This is a genomic window from Pseudomonas sp. SDO5591_S426 (genome assembly GCF_054070755.1).
In genome coordinates this window covers 1-17,309 of sequence record NZ_JBSVXD010000124.1, presented here as the reverse complement: position 1 = coordinate 17,309, position 17,309 = coordinate 1, and the positions used below count along the sequence as shown (strand labels likewise).

Genomic DNA, 17,309 nt, shown 5'->3' with positions numbered 1-17,309 from the left:
CTTTTGATCTTGTTTTAAGATCGCAGCCTGCGGCAGCTCCTACACACCTCACCACCAGCCCTCCAAATCCCACCTAGACTTCAATCATTCCTTTCGACAAGGCAGTCGCCATGATCTCGATGTCCACCTTCCACGCCATGCTCATCCCGATTCTTGCCGGAATGCTCCTGTTGGCGATCGGCTTCAACTTTCGTGACAAGAACCTCGGCGTGTTCGCCATGTGGATCGGCATGCTGACGATCTTCGCCACCGTGGTTATCAAGATCCTCGCCAAACTCAACGAATAAATCCGCACCCTGACTCGCATTGATTTTGACGGGCTCGTACACTCGGTCGACCCGCTCACTCCGAGGTTGACCGCCTAGTGTTCGCTCGTCTGTTTGCCCTGCCGTGTTTTTTCCTTGTCTGCCTGATGACGCTGCTGCCGATGGCGCCCGCCCAGGCAGTTGGCTTGCCGAGCCTGCTCAACAGTTCGGCGAAAACCCAGCCCGAGGCACAAGAACCTCTGGGGCAATCCCTGGATGAAGTGATCAAGTCGCTGGAGAACGATCAGCAGCGAAGCAAACTGCTGGCCGATCTGAAGAAACTGCGCGACGCCACCAAGAAGGCCCAACCGGCCACCGAACAAGGCGTGCTGGGCCTGATTGGCGGGACACTGGCCAGCTTCGAAAAACAATTTTCCGGTGCCGACAGTCCGCTCACCCGTTGGACCAACGAGTTCGACCTGGCCAGCGACGAACTGACAGCGCTGGTGCTGCCGGCCAACGAGTGGCTGCCGATCATCTTCGCCTTCGCCGTGATTCTGATGGTCTGGAGCCTGCTGGCAGCGGCGCTGATCTGGGTCAGCCACCGGGTGCGCATGCGTTTCGGCCTGACTGAAGAACTGCCGCAACACCCCAGGGCGCTGGACATGCTGCGCTTCGCTTTGCGCAAGCTCGGGCCATGGCTGATTGCCTTGGTGATCACGGTCTACATGAGCTACGCCCTGCCTTCTTCACTGGGCAAAAGCCTGGCCATGGTGCTGGCCTATGCGCTGGTGGTCGGCACCTGTTTCTCCGCGATCTGCGTAATCGCTTTTTCCCTGCTCGACGGCCCACACCGCCACCGCGCCCTGTACATTTTGCGGCATCAGGCCTTTCGCCCGTTGTGGCTGATCGGCAGCTTCGCCGCGTTCGGTGAAGCCCTGAACGACCCACGCCTGATCGAAAGCCTCGGCGTGCACCTGGCACATACCGCAGCGACGGTGGCCAATGTGTTGGCAGCGCTGTCCACCGGGTTGTTCATCCTGCGGTTCCGCCGCCCGATCGCCCACTTGATCCGCAACCAGCCGCTGTCCCGACGCCTGACCCGCCGCGCACTCAGCGACACCATCGAAATCCTCGGCACCTTCTGGTACGTCCCGGCGCTGGTCCTGGTGGGCATTTCACTGTTCGCCACGTTCGTTTCCGCCGGCGATACCAGCACTGCATTGCGTCAGTCGCTGATCTGCACCGTGTTGCTGGTGTTGTGCATGGTCATCAACGGCCTCGTCCGCCGCCACGCGCTCAAACCGCAACGCGGTGTGAAGCGCCATGCGCTGTATTCCGAGCGCCTGAAAAGCTTCTTCTACACCCTCGCGCATCTGCTGGTATGGCTGGCGTTCATTGAACTCGGTCTGCGGGTCTGGGGCATGTCGCTGATCACGTTCACCGAAGGAGAAGGCCATGAGGTCAGCGTCAAGTTGTTCAGCCTCATCGGCACGCTGATCTTCGCCTGGCTGGTCTGGATCCTCAGCGACACCGCCGTGCATCACGCCCTCACCCGCTCACGCAAAGGCCTGGCGAACGCTCGGGCGCAAACGATGATGCCGCTGATCCGCAACGTGCTGTTCGTGGCGATCTTCATCATTGCGCTGATCGTCGCCCTGGCGAACATGGGGATGAACGTCACGCCACTGCTGGCCGGTGCCGGCGTGATCGGCCTGGCCATCGGTTTCGGCGCACAATCGCTGGTAGCCGACCTGATCACCGGGTTGTTCATCATCATCGAAGACTCGCTGGCCATTGATGACTACGTGGACGTCGGCGGCCACCTTGGCACCGTCGAAGGCCTGACCATCCGTACCGTTCGCCTGCGGGACATTGACGGCATCGTCCACACCATCCCGTTCAGCGAAATCAAAAGCATCAAAAACTACTCCCGGGAATTCGGCTACGCGATCTTCCGGGTCGCAGTGCCTGCCAGCATGGACATCGACAGCGCGATCAAACTGATGCGCGAAGTCGGCCAGAAAATGCGCACCGATCCGCTGCAACGACGCAACATCTGGTCGCCACTGGAGATTCAAGGCGTTGAAAGCTTCGAGTCCGGCAACGCGATACTCCGCGCCCGGTTCAAGACCGCGCCGATCAAACAGTGGGAAGTTTCGCGGGCGTTCAATCTGTCACTGAAACGGCATCTGGATGAAGCGGGGATGGAACTGGCGACGCCGCGGTTGAGTGTGCAAGTCGTCACCGCTGGTGGGGGCCCAGAAAAAGAACAGCCTCTGTAGGAGCTGCCGAAGGCTGCGATCTTTTGATCTTTTCAAAAAACAGAATCAAAAGATCGCAGCCTGCGGGAGCTCCTACAGAACGTCGACGCCGACATGAATCGCGTCATGCCGCCAAAACTCCAGATCACAATCGATCAAGCGCTCATGCTGATCGTAATTGACCCGGGCAATGCGCAAGCCCGGGCTGCCCACTGACACGCGCAGGGCCGCCGCCGCATCCACCGACAACGCCGTCGGCACGATCTCGAACCGCACCCGCCCGTAGTGCAAATCGTAGTGCCGTGCATAAAGCTCGGTAATCGACTGATTCAAATCAAAATCCAGAATCCCCGGAAAATACTGCGGGTTCAGGTAATGCTCCACATACAACACCAGCCGCCCATCAATGCGCCGCGAACGGCAGATCTGAATCACGCTCGACAGCGCCGGCAACTGCAACCAGGCACAGACCGCCGCCGACGCCGGCTGCAAACGCGCAGAAATCACCTCAGTGGATGGCACCCGCCCCTGGGCGCCAACCATCGCGTGAAAGTGACTGCGCTGCATCAGGTTGTAAGCCAGGCGCGGCGGCGATACGAACCAGCCCCGGCGCTCCTCGCGATAAATCTGCCCCTGAGATTCCAGCTGCAACAACGCCTCACGCACAGTGATCCGCGTTGTGCCAAACAACTCACTGAGCTTGCGCTCGGCCGGCAATTTGCTGCCAGGCGCCAGCAGCCCGTGGTCGAGCTGTTCCTGAAGCACCTGGCCAATCGCTGTCACCGCTTTTGTAGCCTCATCGCGCATCAACGTTACCTATCTGGACTAGACCAGCACTGTTTCGGGGCAGAACCGCGCTGAAAATCGATTCAATCAATGTCCTGCAAGCGTAGGCAGTGCAGATGACTGAGAGATGACAAGTCTCCAGACGGCCATTCCGGCGGTCATTTAAAAACCGTGCAATACATCGGCCAAGTCCTTGCGTAGCGGGCCTTTGCCTATGGTCTACGCTTAGCTGGCAGCCGCCAATATCGAGCAAATAAAAGTCTTGCCGGGCGACGAACGACATCAAAGTGTCATCCAGCCCCCTTAGATTGGCTCAGGTATTGCTGACCTAGACCAACACCAACCGCAATCGCAGCGTTGAACACGACCCAAGGAGCTTCGGAATGAAACAGTTTTTCCTGGCATCACTGTTAGGCTCGACCATTGCCATGTGCACCGCCGCCATGGCGGCTGATGATTTGAAAACCCTGGAAGCCGCTGCGAAAGCGGAAGGCGCAGTCAACAGCGTCGGCATGCCCGATGACTGGGCCAACTGGAAAGGCACCTGGGAAGACCTGGCCAAGAAATACGGCCTGAAACACATCGACACCGACATGAGCTCGGCGCAGGAAATCGCCAAGTTCGCCGCTGAAAAAGACAACGCCAGCGCCGACATCGGCGACGTCGGTGCCGCCTTCGGCCCGATCGCAGTCAAGCAAGGCGTGGTGCAACCGTACAAGCCTTCGACCTGGGATCAGATTCCTGATTGGGCCAAGGACAAGGACGGCAACTGGGCACTGGCCTACACCGGCACCATCGCCTTCATCGTCAATAAAAAGCTGCTGCACGGCTCCGAAGTGCCGACCAAGTGGTCTGACCTCAAGACTGGCAAATACAAGGTTTCCATCGGTGACGTAAGCACCGCTGCCCAGGCTGCGAACGGCGTTCTGGCCGCGGCACTGGCCAACGGTGGCGACGAGAAGAACCTGAAACCTGCGCTGCTGCTGTTCGCCGACATCGCCAAGCAGGGTCGCCTGTCGATGTCCAACCCGGTCATCGGTGCCATGGAAAAAGGCGAAATCGAAGTCGGTGTGGTCTGGGACTTCAACGGCCTGAGCTACAAGGCCAAGATGGCCAACCCGGATGACTACGTGGTGCTGATCCCGTCCGACGGCTCGGTGATTTCCGGTTACACCACCATCATCAACAAATACGCGAAAAACCCGAACGCCGCCAAGCTGACCCGCGAGTACATCTTCAGCGACGCCGGCCAGATCAACCTGGCCAAAGGCAACGCCCGTCCGATCCGCGCCGAGCACATCACGCTGCCAGACGACGTGAAAGCCAAGCTGCTGCCGAACGAGCAGTACAAAAAGGTTACGCCGATCAAGGACGCGGATGCATGGGAGAAGACTTCCAAGGCCCTGCCGCAGAAGTGGAACGAAGAAGTCATCGTCGAAATGAAGTGATGCTTCATCTGTAGGAGCAAAGCTTGCTCGCGATGCAGTCAACTCGGTCTATCCGGTAGATCGTGGGTGATGCCATCGCGGGCAAGCCTTGCTCCTACAGGCTTTGACGATATTCAATATTTGCGGAGTCCCATCCCCATGAAGCACAACGTCATCCTTGTCGTGCTCGACGGCCTCAACTTCGAAGTCGCCCGCCACGCCATGGGACACCTGCAGGCATATGTCAGCGCAGGACGCGCAGCGCTCTACAAACTGGAGTGCGAATTGCCGGCGCTGTCCCGGCCGCTTTACGAATGCATCCTCACCGGCGTCACGCCGATCGACAGCGGCATTGTCCACAACAACGTCTCGCGCCTGTCCAACCAGCGCAGCATTTATCACTACGCCACCGACGCCGGTCTTAAAACCGCGGCGGCGGCTTACCACTGGGTCAGTGAGCTGTATAACCGCTCGCCGTTCGTGGCATCCCGGGATCGTCATACAGACAACCCCGATCTACCGATCCAGTACGGGCATTTCTACTGGAGCGATCACTACCCGGACTCGCACCTGTTCGCCGACGCCGAAAACCTGCGCCTGCGCCATGCGCCGAATTTCCTGTTGATCCACCCGATGAACATCGACGACGCCGGGCACAAGCACGGCCTCGACACCCCGCAATACCGCAACAGCGCACGCTTCGCCGACATCTACCTCGCCGACTACCTGCAAGGCTGGCTCGACGCCGGCTATCAGGTGCTGGTGACCGCCGACCACGGCATGAACAACGACCGCTCCCACAACGGATTGCTGCCGGAAGAACGCGAAGTCCCGCTGTTCGTGCTCGGCGATGCATTCAACTTCAGCGCCGACGCCACGCCAAAGCAGATCGAAATTTGCGGCACCGTCTGCGAACTGCTGGGCGTACCTCATGACAAACCTGTGTGTCGGGAGCTGCTCAAGTGAATTCCAACACTCGCGGCAAATGGCTGGCAGCGTTATGTCTGGTGCCCTTCGCTCTGTTCTTCATCGTGTTCGAAATCGCCCCTTTGGTGTGGGTGATGATCAACAGCCTCGAATCAGAAGAGTTCGGCTGGGGCATTGCCAACTTCACCAAAATCTTCAGCTCGAAGTTCTACCTCCAGGCGATCCAGTACAGCCTCGAGATCAGTTTCTGGTCCAGCGTGTTCGGCATCGTCATCGCGGTGCTCGGCGCCTATTCCCTGCGCCGGGTCGACTCGAAACTGCGCAACTTCGTCAACGCTTTCGCCAACATGACCAGCAACTTCTCCGGCGTGCCTTTGGCCTTTGCCTTCATCATTTTGCTGGGCTTCAACGGCAGCTTCACCATCATGCTCAAGCAGGCCGGGATCATTCAGGACTTCAACCTGTACTCGAAAACCGGGTTGATCATTCTCTACACCTACTTCCAGATTCCCCTCGGTGTGCTGTTGCTTTACCCAGCCTTCGACGCGCTGCGCGAAGACTGGCGTGAGTCCGCCGCATTGCTTGGCGCCAACGGCTGGCAGTACTGGCGGCACATCGGTCTGCCGGTGCTGACTCCGGCGCTGCTCGGCACCTTCGTGATCCTGCTGGCCAACGCCCTCGGCGCCTACGCCACGGTGTACGCCCTGACCACCGGCAACTTCAACGTGCTGACGATCCGGATCGCAGCGATGGTCTCGGGCGACATATCCCTTGACCCGAACCTGGCCAGCGCCCTGGCCGTGGTACTGGTCGCGTTGATGACTCTGGTGACCATCGTCCATCAACTGCTGCTGAAGAGGAGCTACCATGTCTCGCGCTGAATTGGGGCGCGCCGGCATCTACCATCGCGTGGTGGTTTACCTGCTGTTTGCGATTATGTTGCTGCCGCTGCTCGGCACCTTTATCTACTCGATTTCCAGCAGTTGGTCGGCCACCATTCTGCCCAGCGGTTTCAGTATCAAATGGTATGCACAGCTGTGGAGTGATCCGCGCTTCCTGAACGCTTTTGGCCAATCGCTGTTGGTGTGTGTCGGTGCATTGATTTTGTCAGTGGTACTGATTCTGCCGCTGCTGTTCGTAGTGCATTACCACTTCCCGAAACTCGATGCGTTGATGAACATCCTGATCCTGTTGCCCTTCGCCGTGCCGCCGGTGGTGTCGTCTGTGGGGCTGTTGCAGCTCTACGGTTCCGGGCCATTCGCGATGGTCGGTACGCCGTGGATCCTGATCGGCTGCTACTTCACCGTGGCGCTGCCGTTCATGTACCGGGCGATCACCAACAACCTGCAAGCGATCAATCTGCGTGACCTGATGGACGCCGCGCAACTGCTCGGCGCCAGCACCTTTCAGGCTGCGTTCCTGGTGGTGCTGCCAAACCTGCGCAAGGGCTTGATGGTGGCGTTGCTGCTGTCGTTCTCGTTCCTGTTCGGTGAGTTCGTCTTCGCCAACATCCTGGTCGGCACCCGTTACGAAACCCTGCAGGTCTACCTCAACAACATGCGCAACAGCAGTGGCCATTTCACCAGCGCGCTGGTGATTTCCTACTTCTTCTTTGTGCTGGTTCTGACCTGGATTGCCAACATCTTGAACAGGGACAAAAGCGAATGAGCTATGTCAGCGTCCAACACCTTCAGAAAAACTACGCGGGCACCACGGTGTTCAGCGACATCAATTGCGAAATCCAGAAAGGCGAGTTCGTCACCCTGCTCGGCCCGTCCGGCTGCGGCAAATCCACGCTATTGCGTTGCATCGCCGGGCTGACCTCGGTGGACGGCGGCAAGATCCTGCTTGATGGTGTCGACATCGTGCCGTTGAGCCCGCAAAAGCGCGGGATCGGCATGGTGTTCCAGAGCTATGCGCTGTTCCCCAACATGACCGTGGAACAGAACGTCGCTTTCGGTTTGCGCATGCAAAAGGTCAACGCGGATGACAGCCAGAAGCGCGTCGCCGAAGTCCTGAGACTGGTGGAACTCCACGATTTCGCTGCGCGCTATCCGCATCAGCTGTCCGGTGGTCAATGCCAGCGCGTCGCCCTCGCCCGCTCGTTGGTGACCCGACCTCGCCTGTTGCTGCTGGATGAACCGCTGTCGGCTCTCGATGCGCGGATCCGCAAGCACCTGCGTGAACAGATCCGTCAGATCCAGCGCGAGCTGGGCCTGACCACGATTTTCGTCACACACGATCAGGAAGAAGCCCTGACCATGTCTGACCGCATTTTCCTGATGAATCAGGGAAAAATCGTGCAGAGCGGCGACGCCGAAACCCTCTACACCGCGCCCGTGGACGCATTCGCCGCAGGCTTCATCGGCAACTACAACCTGCTGGACGCCGACAGCGCGACGAAGCTGCTGCAGCGGCCGATCAACCACCGCATCGCCATTCGCCCGGAAGCCATCGAACTGAGCCTGAACGGCGAACTCGACGCACAGGTGCGCAGCCATAGCCTGCTGGGCAACGTGATTCGCTACCGCATCGAAGCTCGTGGCGTGGAACTGGTGGTTGATGTGCTCAACCGTTCGGCTTCCGACCTGCATCCCGATGGTCAGCGCCTCGCACTTTCCATCGATCCAACGGCCCTGTGTGAGGTAGCCTGATGACCTTGCTGACGTTGAAGAGAGAACTGCACTGATGGCCCTGGCAATTTTTGATCTGGACGAAACCCTGATCCACGGCGACTGCGCCTCGCTGTGGAGCGAACAAATGGTCCGCCTCGGCTGGGTCGACGGCGAATCTTTCCTGCGTCGCGACAAGGAACTGATGGACGCCTATGGCCGAGGCCATCTGGCGATGGAAGACTACATGGCCTTCAGCCTGGAGCCGTTGATCGGGCGTACACCCGAAGAAGTCGACCATTTGGTCGGCCCGTGGGTAGAAGACTTCATCGAACCGATCATCTTCAGCGATGCCACCAAAACCATCGCCGCCCATCGCAAGGCCGGTGACCGTATTCTGGTGATCTCCGCTTCAGGCACACACCTGGTAGCGCCGATTGCAGATCGCCTGGGCATAGACGAGATTCTCGGCATTGAACTGGAAGTGGCCCACGGTACTTATAGCGGCAAGACTGTCGGCACCCTGACCTACCGCGAAGGCAAGATCACCCGGTTGCTGGAGTGGCTGGATGCGGAAGAGGAAAACCTGGAAGGCGCGAGTTTTTACTCCGACTCACGCAATGACCTGCCTTTGTTGCTGAAGGTGGATTTCCCGCATGTGGTCAACCCGGACCCGGTGTTGCGTGAGCAGGCCGAGAAGGCTGGTTGGCCGATCCATCTCTGGAAATAAAAAAAAGATCGCAGCCTGCGGCAGCTCCTACAGGGGATCGCGTTCCATGTAGGAGCTGCCGAAGGCTGCGATCTTTTCAAAGCCAACCCGATATCAGGTCAGGCTGGCGTCAATCACCAACACCAATTTCCCCGCCACCGTATTACTCGCCAATTCCGCAAACGCCGCTTCGGCGTCCTTGATCGGGAAGGCCTTGGCCAACTGCGGGCTCAATCGCCCTTCAGTAAACAACGGCCAAACGTGCTGGCTCAAATCACTGAACAGATCCGCCTTGAACTGATCATCGCGGCTACGCAACGTCGACCCCAAAAGCTGCACTCGCTTGGCCAACACCTGCGCCAGATCCAGCTTGGCCTCGCGGCCGCCCATCAATCCGATCAGCACCCAACGACCGTCCAGCGCCATAAGCTTGAGGTTCAGCGCCGCGTAATTGCCGCCCACCGGGTCGAGAATGACATCGAACGGCCCCAGGTCGTTCAGGCTCTCCAGATCACCGGTGCGCACCACGCCACCCTGGGCACCGAGCGCTTCGCAGTACGCCAGCCGTTCGGCCGAGCCGACGCTGACCCAGCACGGATTGCCGAACGCCTTGCACAGCTGAATGGCGGCTGAACCGATTCCACTTGCTCCGGCGTGCAGAAGAACTTTCTGACCCGGTTTGAGCGCAGCGAGTTGAAACAAATTCAACCAGACCGTTGCATAGACTTCCGGCAACGCGGCTGCTTCGGCCAGCGACATTTCGTCGGGAACCGGTAGCACGTGCCGTCCGTCGACAACCACCTCTTCAGCCATGCCGCCCCCGGCCAGCAAGGCGCAGACGCGATCACCGACCTTCCACGACGAGCCCGGACCGACCTCGCTGATCACTCCCGAACACTCTAGACCGAGCACCTGACTGGCCCCCGGCGGTGGCGGATACAGGCCAGCCTTCTGCAACAAATCGGCGCGATTGAGACCCGCTGCCGCCACACGAATGCGAACTTGTCCTACATCACACGTAGGACTCGGCGCTTCAACCCACTCCACTTGACCGTCAACGCCTTGCAATGCTTTCACAGTGCCTCCATAGTGAGTCTGGACTGAGCCCGAAGCTGTAGCGCCGGGCTTTTTGCATTATGCGACCGGCCCATGTGGAACCGGCGACTTCAAAGACGGCCTAATATGCGTTATCAATTGTCCCCGCGTCGAATCAACATGAAGCGTTTGTTCCCCAGCACCGCCCTCGCTCTTTTCATCGGCATCGGCCTGTTGCCGATGTCCGGCAATACTTTCGCAGCCAATAGCTGGGACAAGCTTCAACCTGATCGTGACGAAGTCATTGCCAGTCTGAACGTCGTGGAACTGCTCAAGCGCCACCACTACAGCAAACCGCCGCTCGATGACGCGCGCTCGGTGATCATCTACGACAGCTACCTGAAATTGCTCGACCCGTCGCGCAGCTATTTCATGGCCAGCGACATTGCCGAATTCGACAAGTGGAAGACCCAGTTCGACGACTTCCTCAAGAGCGGCGACCTCAACGCCGGGTTCACCATCTACAAGCGCTACCTGGACCGCGTCAAAGCGCGTCTGGACTTCGCCCTTGCCGAACTGAACAAGGGTGTCGACAAAATGGACTTCACCACCAAGGAAACCTTGCTGATCGATCGCAAGGACGCCCCTTGGCTCAAGTCCACCGCAGAACTCGACGACCTGTGGCGCAAACGCGTCAAGGATGAGGTTTTGCGTCAGAAGATCGCCGGCAAGGATTCCAAGCAAATCCAGGAAACCCTGACCAAGCGCTACAAGAACCAGTTGGCGCGTCTGGACCAGACCCGCGCGGAAGACATCTTCCAGGCGTACATCAATACCTTCGCCATGTCCTACGACCCGCACACCAACTATCTGTCGCCGGATAACGCGGAAAACTTCGACATCAACATGAGCCTGTCCCTTGAGGGCATCGGCGCCGTGTTGCAGAGCGATAACGATCAAGTGAAAGTCGTGCGCCTGGTACCGGCAGGTCCAGCGGACAAGACCAAACAAGTTGCTCCGGCCGACAAGATCATCGGCGTTGCCCAAGGCAACAAAGAGATGGTCGACGTTGTGGGCTGGCGCCTGGACGAAGTCGTCAAGCTGATCCGCGGCCCGAAAGGCACCGTGGTGCGCCTGGAAGTGATTCCGGCCAGCAACGCGCCGAACGACCAGACCACCAAGATCGTGCCGATCACCCGCGAAGCGGTGAAGCTTGAAGATCAGGCAGTGAAGAAGTCGGTGCTGAACCTGAAACAGGACGGCAAGGACTACAAGCTCGGCGTCATCGAGATCCCGGCGTTCTATCTGGACTTCAAGGCATTCCGTGCCGGTGATCCGGACTATAAGAGCACCACTCGCGACGTCAAGAAGCTGCTGACCGAGTTGCAGAAAGAAAAAGTCGACGGCGTGGTCATTGACCTGCGCAACAATGGCGGCGGCTCCTTGCAGGAAGCCACCGAGCTGACCAGCCTGTTCATAGACAAAGGCCCGACCGTACTCGTGCGTAACGCCGATGGCCGCGTCGATGTTCTCGAAGACGAAAACCCGGGCGCCTTCTACAAAGGTCCGATGGCGTTGCTGGTCAACCGCTTGTCCGCCTCGGCTTCGGAGATTTTTGCCGGCGCCATGCAGGACTACCACCGCGCGCTGATCATCGGTGGCCAGACCTTCGGTAAAGGCACCGTGCAGACCATTCAGCCGCTGAACCATGGCGAACTGAAACTGACCCTGGCCAAGTTCTACCGGGTTTCCGGTCAGAGCACCCAGCATCAGGGCGTGCTGCCGGACATCGATTACCCGTCGATCATCGACACCAAGGAAATCGGTGAAAGCGCCCTGCCGGAAGCCATGCCGTGGGACACCATCCGCGCGGCGATCAAGCCTGCGGTCGACCCGTTCAAGCCGTACATCACCCAGCTCAAGTCCGAGCATGACGTGCGTACAGCCAAAGATGCGGAGTTCGTGTTCATTCGCGACAAACTGGCCCTGGCGCAGAAGTTGATGAACGAGAAAACCGTCAGCCTCAACGAAGCCGAGCGTCGCGCGCAACACACCGATATCGAAGCCAAGCAACTGGCCATGGAGAACATCCGTCGCAAGGCCAAGGGCGAAGAACCGCTCAAAGAACTGAAGAAAGAAGACGAAGACGCTATCGCGGCTGAGCAAGACAAGACCAAGCCGGAAGACGATGCCTACCTGAGCGAAACCGGGCGCATTCTGCTGGACTACCTCAAACTCAATACCGCAGTGGCCAAGCACTAAAATGATGGCAATTTAATGCTGACGCCCAGCTGGGCGTCATCAAACAGTCATCATTCTGTCGTGCAATAGAGGACTGGGAGCCAAGGCTCCCAGTCCTTTTTTTATCGCCAGAGAATGCCATGACCACAACCGAACAGCTGAGTGCGTTGAGCTCGATTCTGACTCAAGGCGGTTTGCACAGTCTGTTCCAGCCGATCATCAGCCTCTCTGAGCGAAGAATTCTCGGCTACGAAGCCCTCAGCCGCGGCCCCTCCAACAGCCCTTTGCACTCGCCCATCGCATTGTTCGCAGTCGCCCGCCAGGCCGGTCGTTTGAGCGAGCTGGAGATCGCCTGTCGGCAGAGCGCTTGCCGGCGTTTCAACGAACAGCAGTTGCCCGGCAAGCTGTTCCTCAACGTTTCTCCGGAATCCCTGCTCGAAGCCGCCCACCAACCGGGTCGTACCCTGCAACTGCTGCAGGATTTCGGCATCCCGCCGAGCCAGGTGGTGATCGAACTCACCGAACAGACGCCGATCGACGACTTCCAGTTGCTGCAAACCGCACTGCATCACTATCGGGCGATGGGCTTTTCCATCGCCCTGGATGACCTGGGTGCGGGCTATTCGAGCCTGCGCTTGTGGTCCGAGTTACGTCCCGACTACGTGAAGATCGACCGCCATTTCATCGACGGCATCCATCAGGATGCCCTCAAGCGCGAATTCGTCGGCTCGATCCTGCAAATTGCCAAGGCTTCGCGGGCGCAGGTAATCGCCGAGGGCATCGAGTTGCCGGAAGAACTGGCGGTGTTGACCGAGATGGGTATCGATCTGGTTCAGGGCTATCTGCTCTGCCGTCCGCAGGAACATCCGCCACGGGATGCCCGGACCCTGATGCCGCGACAGGACAACACTGCCGTGGCGCTGAACGATGAAGGCAGCGACCTCAGCGCCCTGCTCAACGACCAGCCTGCGGTGGGTCGCAACACGCCGACCGCCACCGTTCTGGAGGCCTTCCGCCGCCAGGCCAACCTGAACTCGCTGGCAGTGCTGGATGAACAAGACCAGCCTTGCGGTATCGTCCACCGCCATTCGCTCTCGGATGCCTTGCTCAAGCCGTTTGCTACTGACCTGTTCGCCCGTAAACCCATCAGCCGCTTGATGAGCGATGACTTCCTAGCCGTCGAAATGAGCCAGTCGCTGCAACAGGTCAGCCGCCTGATCACCAGCCGCGCCCGGCAACGCATCGAAGAAGACTTCATCATCACCCTCAACGGCAGCTACCTGGGCCTGGGCCGGGTAATCGACGTACTCAAGCTGATTACCGAACTAAAGATCCAGCAGGCCCGCTACGCCAACCCGCTGACTCTGCTGCCGGGCAACGTGCCGATCCAGCAATGCCTCACGCGACTGCTGCAACAGAAACGCGAATCGGTGATCTGTTACGTCGACATCGACAGCTTCAAACCCTTCAACGACATCTACGGCTACGGCCGTGGCGACGAAGTCCTGCTGTGCCTGGCGCAATGCCTGAACGACCGCGTCGACCCGTCCCGCGACTTCGTCGGCCACATCGGCGGCGACGACTTCCTGCTGGTGCTCGGCCCGGAAGACTGGGGCAAACGTTTGAACCAGTTACTGGACGACTTCCAGAGCCAGTGCCGCCGCTTCTACCGCGCCGAACACCTGGAAGCCGGCTGCTTCATCGCCCCCAACCGCCAAGGCGTGCGCCAGGAATTCCCGCTGCTGTCGCTGTCCATCGGCGTGGTGCACCTGCACCCGGAAGCCTGCGAGGAAATTGATGCCAGCCAGTTAGCGGAGATGGCCTCACAGGCTAAACACCACGCGAAGAATGTACCGGGGTATAGCGTGCATGTGATTGATAGTTTGGCGGTGCCGGAGCCTGAAGGGGCTTGGTTGATGGGGCAGCGGTGAGTGCTCGCGATGATGGCGGACCAAACAATCCAAATCTCGAATTGATTCTCACCTAGCCCATTCAAGTAAGTCGACCATTGCCACGTGTTAAGCTTACCTCTCACTGAAGCATGAGTTCCCTACCAAGTTAAAAAGTCTTCCTGACTCGCTTTATATAGGTCATCAACCCACGCCTCGGATAACTTAGCGTACATATCTTCAAAAAACGCCCTTGGGTCTTTCATTTCATTCCACCCAAGAGGAAGCAAAGAATGAGAAATCGGATCATGTTCCAAAACCTCAGAAAAAACACTCGACTCACAATCAAGAGCCTCCCCCAACACAAAAAACAAAACAAACTTGTGCCTATAGCTCAACCTTGCGAAGCGCTTGACAACAAATTGAGATATTAAAAATTCTCTATCTGAAGGACATCCAGGATCGTACGCCGACAATTGAACACCTAGACTCTCCTCGCGATCATATATATCGAACCCACCGAGAAAATGCTCTAAACTTGGGTTATATGGGACATCAAGATAAGGATGCATCAGCATTAAATTTTCTCTATAGGATAAAGCGCTATAGGCTGTAAAGTCTCAAAATCGAATTTCATCTCAAAGGCATTCATATTAGGAATGTAACGCGGGTTCGCAGGATCTAAAGGATTAGGTTCATACCCCCGACCCACATTTTCAGCCTCCATTCGTACGACCAAATTTCCTTTGCTATCTTCTCCGGTAAAACGCGACATATTTCTGACTTCCCTCGTCAACGCTTCGTTATGTGCGTTCAACTGTGCTCTATAGCTTAAAAACTGAGAGCTTATAACGGCTCTCCACTTCTTACTTTCACAATGAAATTCACGATTAGTGGTTTGCTGCTGAACAGTAGACTCCGAACTTTCCGCCCCATGTTTATCCGTAGATCGCACCACAATCTTCCTTTTTCAATTACCAAGAACGACATTCAATGTAAACACTACACTTTTTAAGTATTTCATCTGCATGACCCGGTTTGTCTCCCCACTCACAAAAAACCGCTACGACGCTAAACAAAAAGTCTCCCACTAAAAAGAATTACTCGCTTTCTTTTTGATAACGCTGTAAACACATCAGCAATATTTTCATAAATTCCGCCCGCTCCACAACCTCATCATCAAAGTAAGTAGTCATTCGCTCAAACACCCGATCAAAATTGTCATTCTTATTCAAAAAGTACGCAACGGTATTAATTAACGTTTCTCTACCCTTCTGCTCATAGGCAAAAAACTCTGGCCTCAGTACGAGATCGAACAAATCGGCGAGTTCTTTCTCATCGTTCACATTCTTAGAAGCAATTAGCGCTTCTCTCTCTTCATCGTCTGCATTTTCGATATCAAACACAAATAGCAGTCCGCGTATACTTGCAATATTGTATAAATCTTTCATCAATCAAAGTCCGCATATGCAGTTTTAGGTCGACCGGAGTTATCCAATATAACTATAGCCTTGGTTTGCTGACCATACTCCAAGCTTCCTCGCTTATACCCCTCACCAATTTTCTTCCCCATATCGAAAGCTAGGCGCGACGTCTCCAAATCGGTATGTCGCAAGATCAATTGCGATCTATATATTGCATTAAGCTGATCCCTATGACTTAAAAAATGAGTCGCTGCCGTGGGTATCTTGGGCTCGCCTCTCCTCCTTCCATTGCCATACGTCTCAACTACTCCCGTAGTTGGATTTTTTGCTGATGTCACCCGCTCAAGTTGGGATTGCAAAGTAGTCTGTGCTCCATGTTTTTCCAAGAAATGCCCTCCCGGAGTAGCGCGCTCAATCTCGTCTAAACGCCGATAAGCATTCTCCTCCGCTAGCTCATCAATCCTCGCCCGTCGTTGCTCTGCCGACATTTTCGGCAGTGCAGGCTCTCCCTCATCAACCTTAGCGCCAGAAACACCATCCGGCGCCGAGCAACCTGGCTTATTCGCCCCCGGACAATTCCCGCTCAACCCCAACGGATCCACCCACCCCGTCGGATTGTGCGTGTACTGATACTGGTTGAGTCCTCCGGCCAGCTTCACCGGATCAGGCGTCAGATAACGTCCGGTATCCGGGTGGTAATAGCGGTGGCGGTTGTAGTGCAAGCCGCTTTCGGCGTCGAAGTACTGACCCTGGAAGCGCAATGGCTGTTCAAGCTGTTCGCCGCCGCCGTGGGTGATTTGGCTGACTTTGCCGTAGGCGGTGTATTTCGCCGACCAGACGATCTCGCCGCCGTAGTCGGTGAGTTCCTGCGGCGTGCCGAGGTGATCCAGTTGGTAATAAAACGGACAGGCTTTTTTCGGGCCTTTGCCGTCGAGCATGGCCAGCGGGCGGAAGCTGCCCGGTTCGTAGAGGTAGCTGCGGTAGTGGCTGGGACTGCTTTCGGCGACGAGTTGGTCGCCCTGCCAGAAAAACTGCGTGGTCTGACCGTCGACGGTTTTGTTGATGCGGCGACCGAAGGCGTCGTAGCGGTAGGACGCTGTGCGGCCGTCGGGCAAGGTGAGGCCGGTCAGGCGGTGCTGGCTGTCGTAGCGGTAGGCGGTGATGTTTTCGCCACGCCGTTCGCGGATCAGGTTGCCGTAGGCGTCGTAGTCGTAATGCCGGTCGGCGTGACGGCGCAGGCGGTTGCCCTTGAGTTGCCAGGGACCTGGGCGGTCGTGGATCAGCAGGTTGCCGGCCGGGTCGTGAGTGAAATTTTCCGGGGCCTGCTCACGGGCGTGGCGCACGCCGGTCAGGCGGTCGAGCGGGTCGTACTGGTAGCGCCGTGGGCCGTGGCGCGTGTCGCTGATCTGTGCGAGGTTGCCGTTGGCGCTGTAGGCATAATCGCGGCGGTACAGCGGACGTTGCTTTTGCCGGACGGCATGGGCCTGCAAACGGCCCTGCTCGTCGTAGGCATAGTCGCTATGCAACAGACCCTGTTGACGGCTTTTTTCACGACCGAACTCGAAATGATGGCCGGTGAGTCGCGTGCCGTTGAGGTCGATGGCCGTCAGCGCTCCGCCCTCGGCGCGGTGATACTCAAGACGACTGTTGTCCGGCAGACGCAAATGCTTGAGCTGGCCGCTGACGTCGTAGCCGTAACGCAAGGTGCCCCAACCCTGATGTTCGGTGATCAGCCGGTCGTGGACGTCGT

At 57.7% G+C, this 17,309-nt stretch carries 16 protein-coding genes; 10 read left to right on the top strand and 6 right to left on the bottom strand.

Annotated elements, in window-relative coordinates; translation table 11 throughout:
- Positions 1–110 precede the first annotated feature (110 nt).
- Positions 111–287 (top strand): hypothetical protein, encoded by a 177-nt coding sequence (locus ACW9JC_RS21155; RefSeq protein ID WP_338585456.1) that lies wholly within the window; start codon positions 111–113, stop codon positions 285–287.
- Positions 288–364: 77 nt separating this feature from the next.
- A complete protein-coding gene (locus ACW9JC_RS21150; protein WP_457457335.1) occupies positions 365–2,530 on the top strand; it encodes a mechanosensitive ion channel family protein in 2,166 nt (721 codons plus the stop codon).
- A gap of 72 nt (positions 2,531–2,602) precedes the next feature.
- Here ACW9JC_RS21150 and ACW9JC_RS21145 read toward each other — a convergent pair whose 3' ends face one another.
- Entirely contained in the window at positions 2,603–3,316 is a 714-nt protein-coding gene (locus ACW9JC_RS21145; protein ID WP_416130177.1) for a UTRA domain-containing protein, read from the bottom strand.
- A 362-nt stretch (positions 3,317–3,678) separates the two neighbouring features.
- On the opposite strand from ACW9JC_RS21145, the gene ACW9JC_RS21140 reads away from it, so the two are divergent.
- The 6 genes from ACW9JC_RS21140 (at position 3,679) to ACW9JC_RS21115 (ending at position 8,991) form a co-directional block, all read left to right on the top strand.
- Positions 3,679–4,743, top strand: a complete 1,065-nt coding sequence (locus tag ACW9JC_RS21140; RefSeq protein WP_338585453.1) for an ABC transporter substrate-binding protein — start codon at positions 3,679–3,681, stop codon at positions 4,741–4,743.
- Between the two features lie 138 nt (positions 4,744–4,881).
- Positions 4,882–5,688 (top strand): alkaline phosphatase family protein, encoded by an 807-nt coding sequence (locus ACW9JC_RS21135; protein WP_457457333.1) that lies wholly within the window; start codon positions 4,882–4,884, stop codon positions 5,686–5,688.
- A complete protein-coding gene (locus ACW9JC_RS21130) occupies positions 5,685–6,530 on the top strand; it encodes an ABC transporter permease (protein WP_338585451.1) in 846 nt (281 codons plus the stop codon). The genes ACW9JC_RS21135 and ACW9JC_RS21130 overlap by 4 nt, the downstream gene beginning before the upstream one ends.
- Positions 6,517–7,317: an ABC transporter permease gene (locus ACW9JC_RS21125; protein WP_457457330.1), complete on the top strand. Its 801-nt coding sequence runs from the start codon at positions 6,517–6,519 to the stop codon at positions 7,315–7,317. The genes ACW9JC_RS21130 and ACW9JC_RS21125 overlap by 14 nt, the downstream gene beginning before the upstream one ends.
- A complete protein-coding gene (locus tag ACW9JC_RS21120; protein ID WP_457457328.1) occupies positions 7,314–8,303 on the top strand; it encodes an ABC transporter ATP-binding protein in 990 nt (329 codons plus the stop codon). Before ACW9JC_RS21125 ends, ACW9JC_RS21120 begins: the two co-directional genes overlap by 4 nt.
- 34 nt (positions 8,304–8,337) lie before the next feature.
- The gene (locus ACW9JC_RS21115) at positions 8,338–8,991 is read left to right on the top strand and encodes an HAD family hydrolase (protein WP_457457326.1); all 654 of its coding nucleotides are present in this window, start codon (positions 8,338–8,340) and stop codon (positions 8,989–8,991) included.
- Positions 8,992–9,084: 93 nt separating this feature from the next.
- On the opposite strand, the gene ACW9JC_RS21110 is transcribed toward ACW9JC_RS21115, so the two are convergent.
- On the bottom strand, positions 9,085–10,047 hold the full coding sequence (locus ACW9JC_RS21110; RefSeq protein ID WP_457457325.1) for an NAD(P)H-quinone oxidoreductase: 963 nt from the start codon (positions 10,045–10,047) through the stop codon (positions 9,085–9,087).
- 138 nt (positions 10,048–10,185) lie between these two features.
- Between ACW9JC_RS21110 and ACW9JC_RS21105 the strand changes: the two genes are divergently transcribed.
- Together ACW9JC_RS21105 and ACW9JC_RS21100 are read left to right on the top strand one after the other, a co-directional pair.
- Positions 10,186–12,267, top strand: a complete 2,082-nt coding sequence (locus tag ACW9JC_RS21105) for a carboxy terminal-processing peptidase (RefSeq protein WP_448106856.1) — start codon at positions 10,186–10,188, stop codon at positions 12,265–12,267.
- 119 nt (positions 12,268–12,386) lie between these two features.
- The gene (locus tag ACW9JC_RS21100) at positions 12,387–14,177 is read left to right on the top strand and encodes a bifunctional diguanylate cyclase/phosphodiesterase (protein ID WP_457457322.1); all 1,791 of its coding nucleotides are present in this window, start codon (positions 12,387–12,389) and stop codon (positions 14,175–14,177) included.
- A 119-nt stretch (positions 14,178–14,296) separates the two neighbouring features.
- Here the strand turns inward: ACW9JC_RS21100 and ACW9JC_RS21095 are convergent, their stop codons facing one another.
- The 4 genes from ACW9JC_RS21095 to ACW9JC_RS21080 all read right to left on the bottom strand — a co-directional run.
- On the bottom strand, positions 14,297–14,713 hold the full coding sequence (locus ACW9JC_RS21095; protein WP_457457320.1) for a hypothetical protein: 417 nt from the start codon (positions 14,711–14,713) through the stop codon (positions 14,297–14,299).
- The gene (locus tag ACW9JC_RS21090) at positions 14,713–14,910 is read right to left on the bottom strand and encodes a hypothetical protein (protein ID WP_128608085.1); all 198 of its coding nucleotides are present in this window, start codon (positions 14,908–14,910) and stop codon (positions 14,713–14,715) included. The genes ACW9JC_RS21095 and ACW9JC_RS21090 overlap by 1 nt, the downstream gene beginning before the upstream one ends.
- 325 nt (positions 14,911–15,235) lie before the next feature.
- Positions 15,236–15,586 carry a hypothetical protein gene (locus ACW9JC_RS21085; protein ID WP_457457318.1) on the bottom strand — a complete coding sequence of 117 codons (351 nt, stop codon included), beginning with the start codon at positions 15,584–15,586 and terminating at the stop codon, positions 15,236–15,238.
- Positions 15,586–17,309, bottom strand: a 1,724-nt coding sequence (locus ACW9JC_RS21080) for an RHS repeat domain-containing protein (RefSeq protein ID WP_457457316.1), incomplete at its 5' end; no start/stop codon positions are given. The genes ACW9JC_RS21085 and ACW9JC_RS21080, both read right to left, overlap by 1 nt.

Coding starts and splice junctions, on each gene's coding strand:
- ACW9JC_RS21155 (WP_338585456.1), top strand. CDS start 111: ATGATCTCGATGTCCACCTTCCACGCCATGCTCATCCCGATTCTTGCC.
- ACW9JC_RS21145 (WP_416130177.1), bottom strand. CDS start 3,316: ATGCGCGATGAGGCTACAAAAGCGGTGACAGCGATTGGCCAGGTGCTT.
- ACW9JC_RS21140 (WP_338585453.1), top strand. CDS start 3,679: ATGAAACAGTTTTTCCTGGCATCACTGTTAGGCTCGACCATTGCCATG.
- ACW9JC_RS21135 (WP_457457333.1), top strand. CDS start 4,882: ATGAAGCACAACGTCATCCTTGTCGTGCTCGACGGCCTCAACTTCGAA.
- ACW9JC_RS21125 (WP_457457330.1), top strand. CDS start 6,517: ATGTCTCGCGCTGAATTGGGGCGCGCCGGCATCTACCATCGCGTGGTG.
- ACW9JC_RS21120 (WP_457457328.1), top strand. CDS start 7,314: ATGAGCTATGTCAGCGTCCAACACCTTCAGAAAAACTACGCGGGCACC.
- ACW9JC_RS21115 (WP_457457326.1), top strand. CDS start 8,338: ATGGCCCTGGCAATTTTTGATCTGGACGAAACCCTGATCCACGGCGAC.
- ACW9JC_RS21105 (WP_448106856.1), top strand. CDS start 10,186: ATGAAGCGTTTGTTCCCCAGCACCGCCCTCGCTCTTTTCATCGGCATC.
- ACW9JC_RS21100 (WP_457457322.1), top strand. CDS start 12,387: ATGACCACAACCGAACAGCTGAGTGCGTTGAGCTCGATTCTGACTCAA.
- ACW9JC_RS21095 (WP_457457320.1), bottom strand. CDS start 14,713: ATGCTGATGCATCCTTATCTTGATGTCCCATATAACCCAAGTTTAGAG.
- ACW9JC_RS21090 (WP_128608085.1), bottom strand. CDS start 14,910: ATGTCGCGTTTTACCGGAGAAGATAGCAAAGGAAATTTGGTCGTACGA.
- ACW9JC_RS21085 (WP_457457318.1), bottom strand. CDS start 15,586: ATGAAAGATTTATACAATATTGCAAGTATACGCGGACTGCTATTTGTG.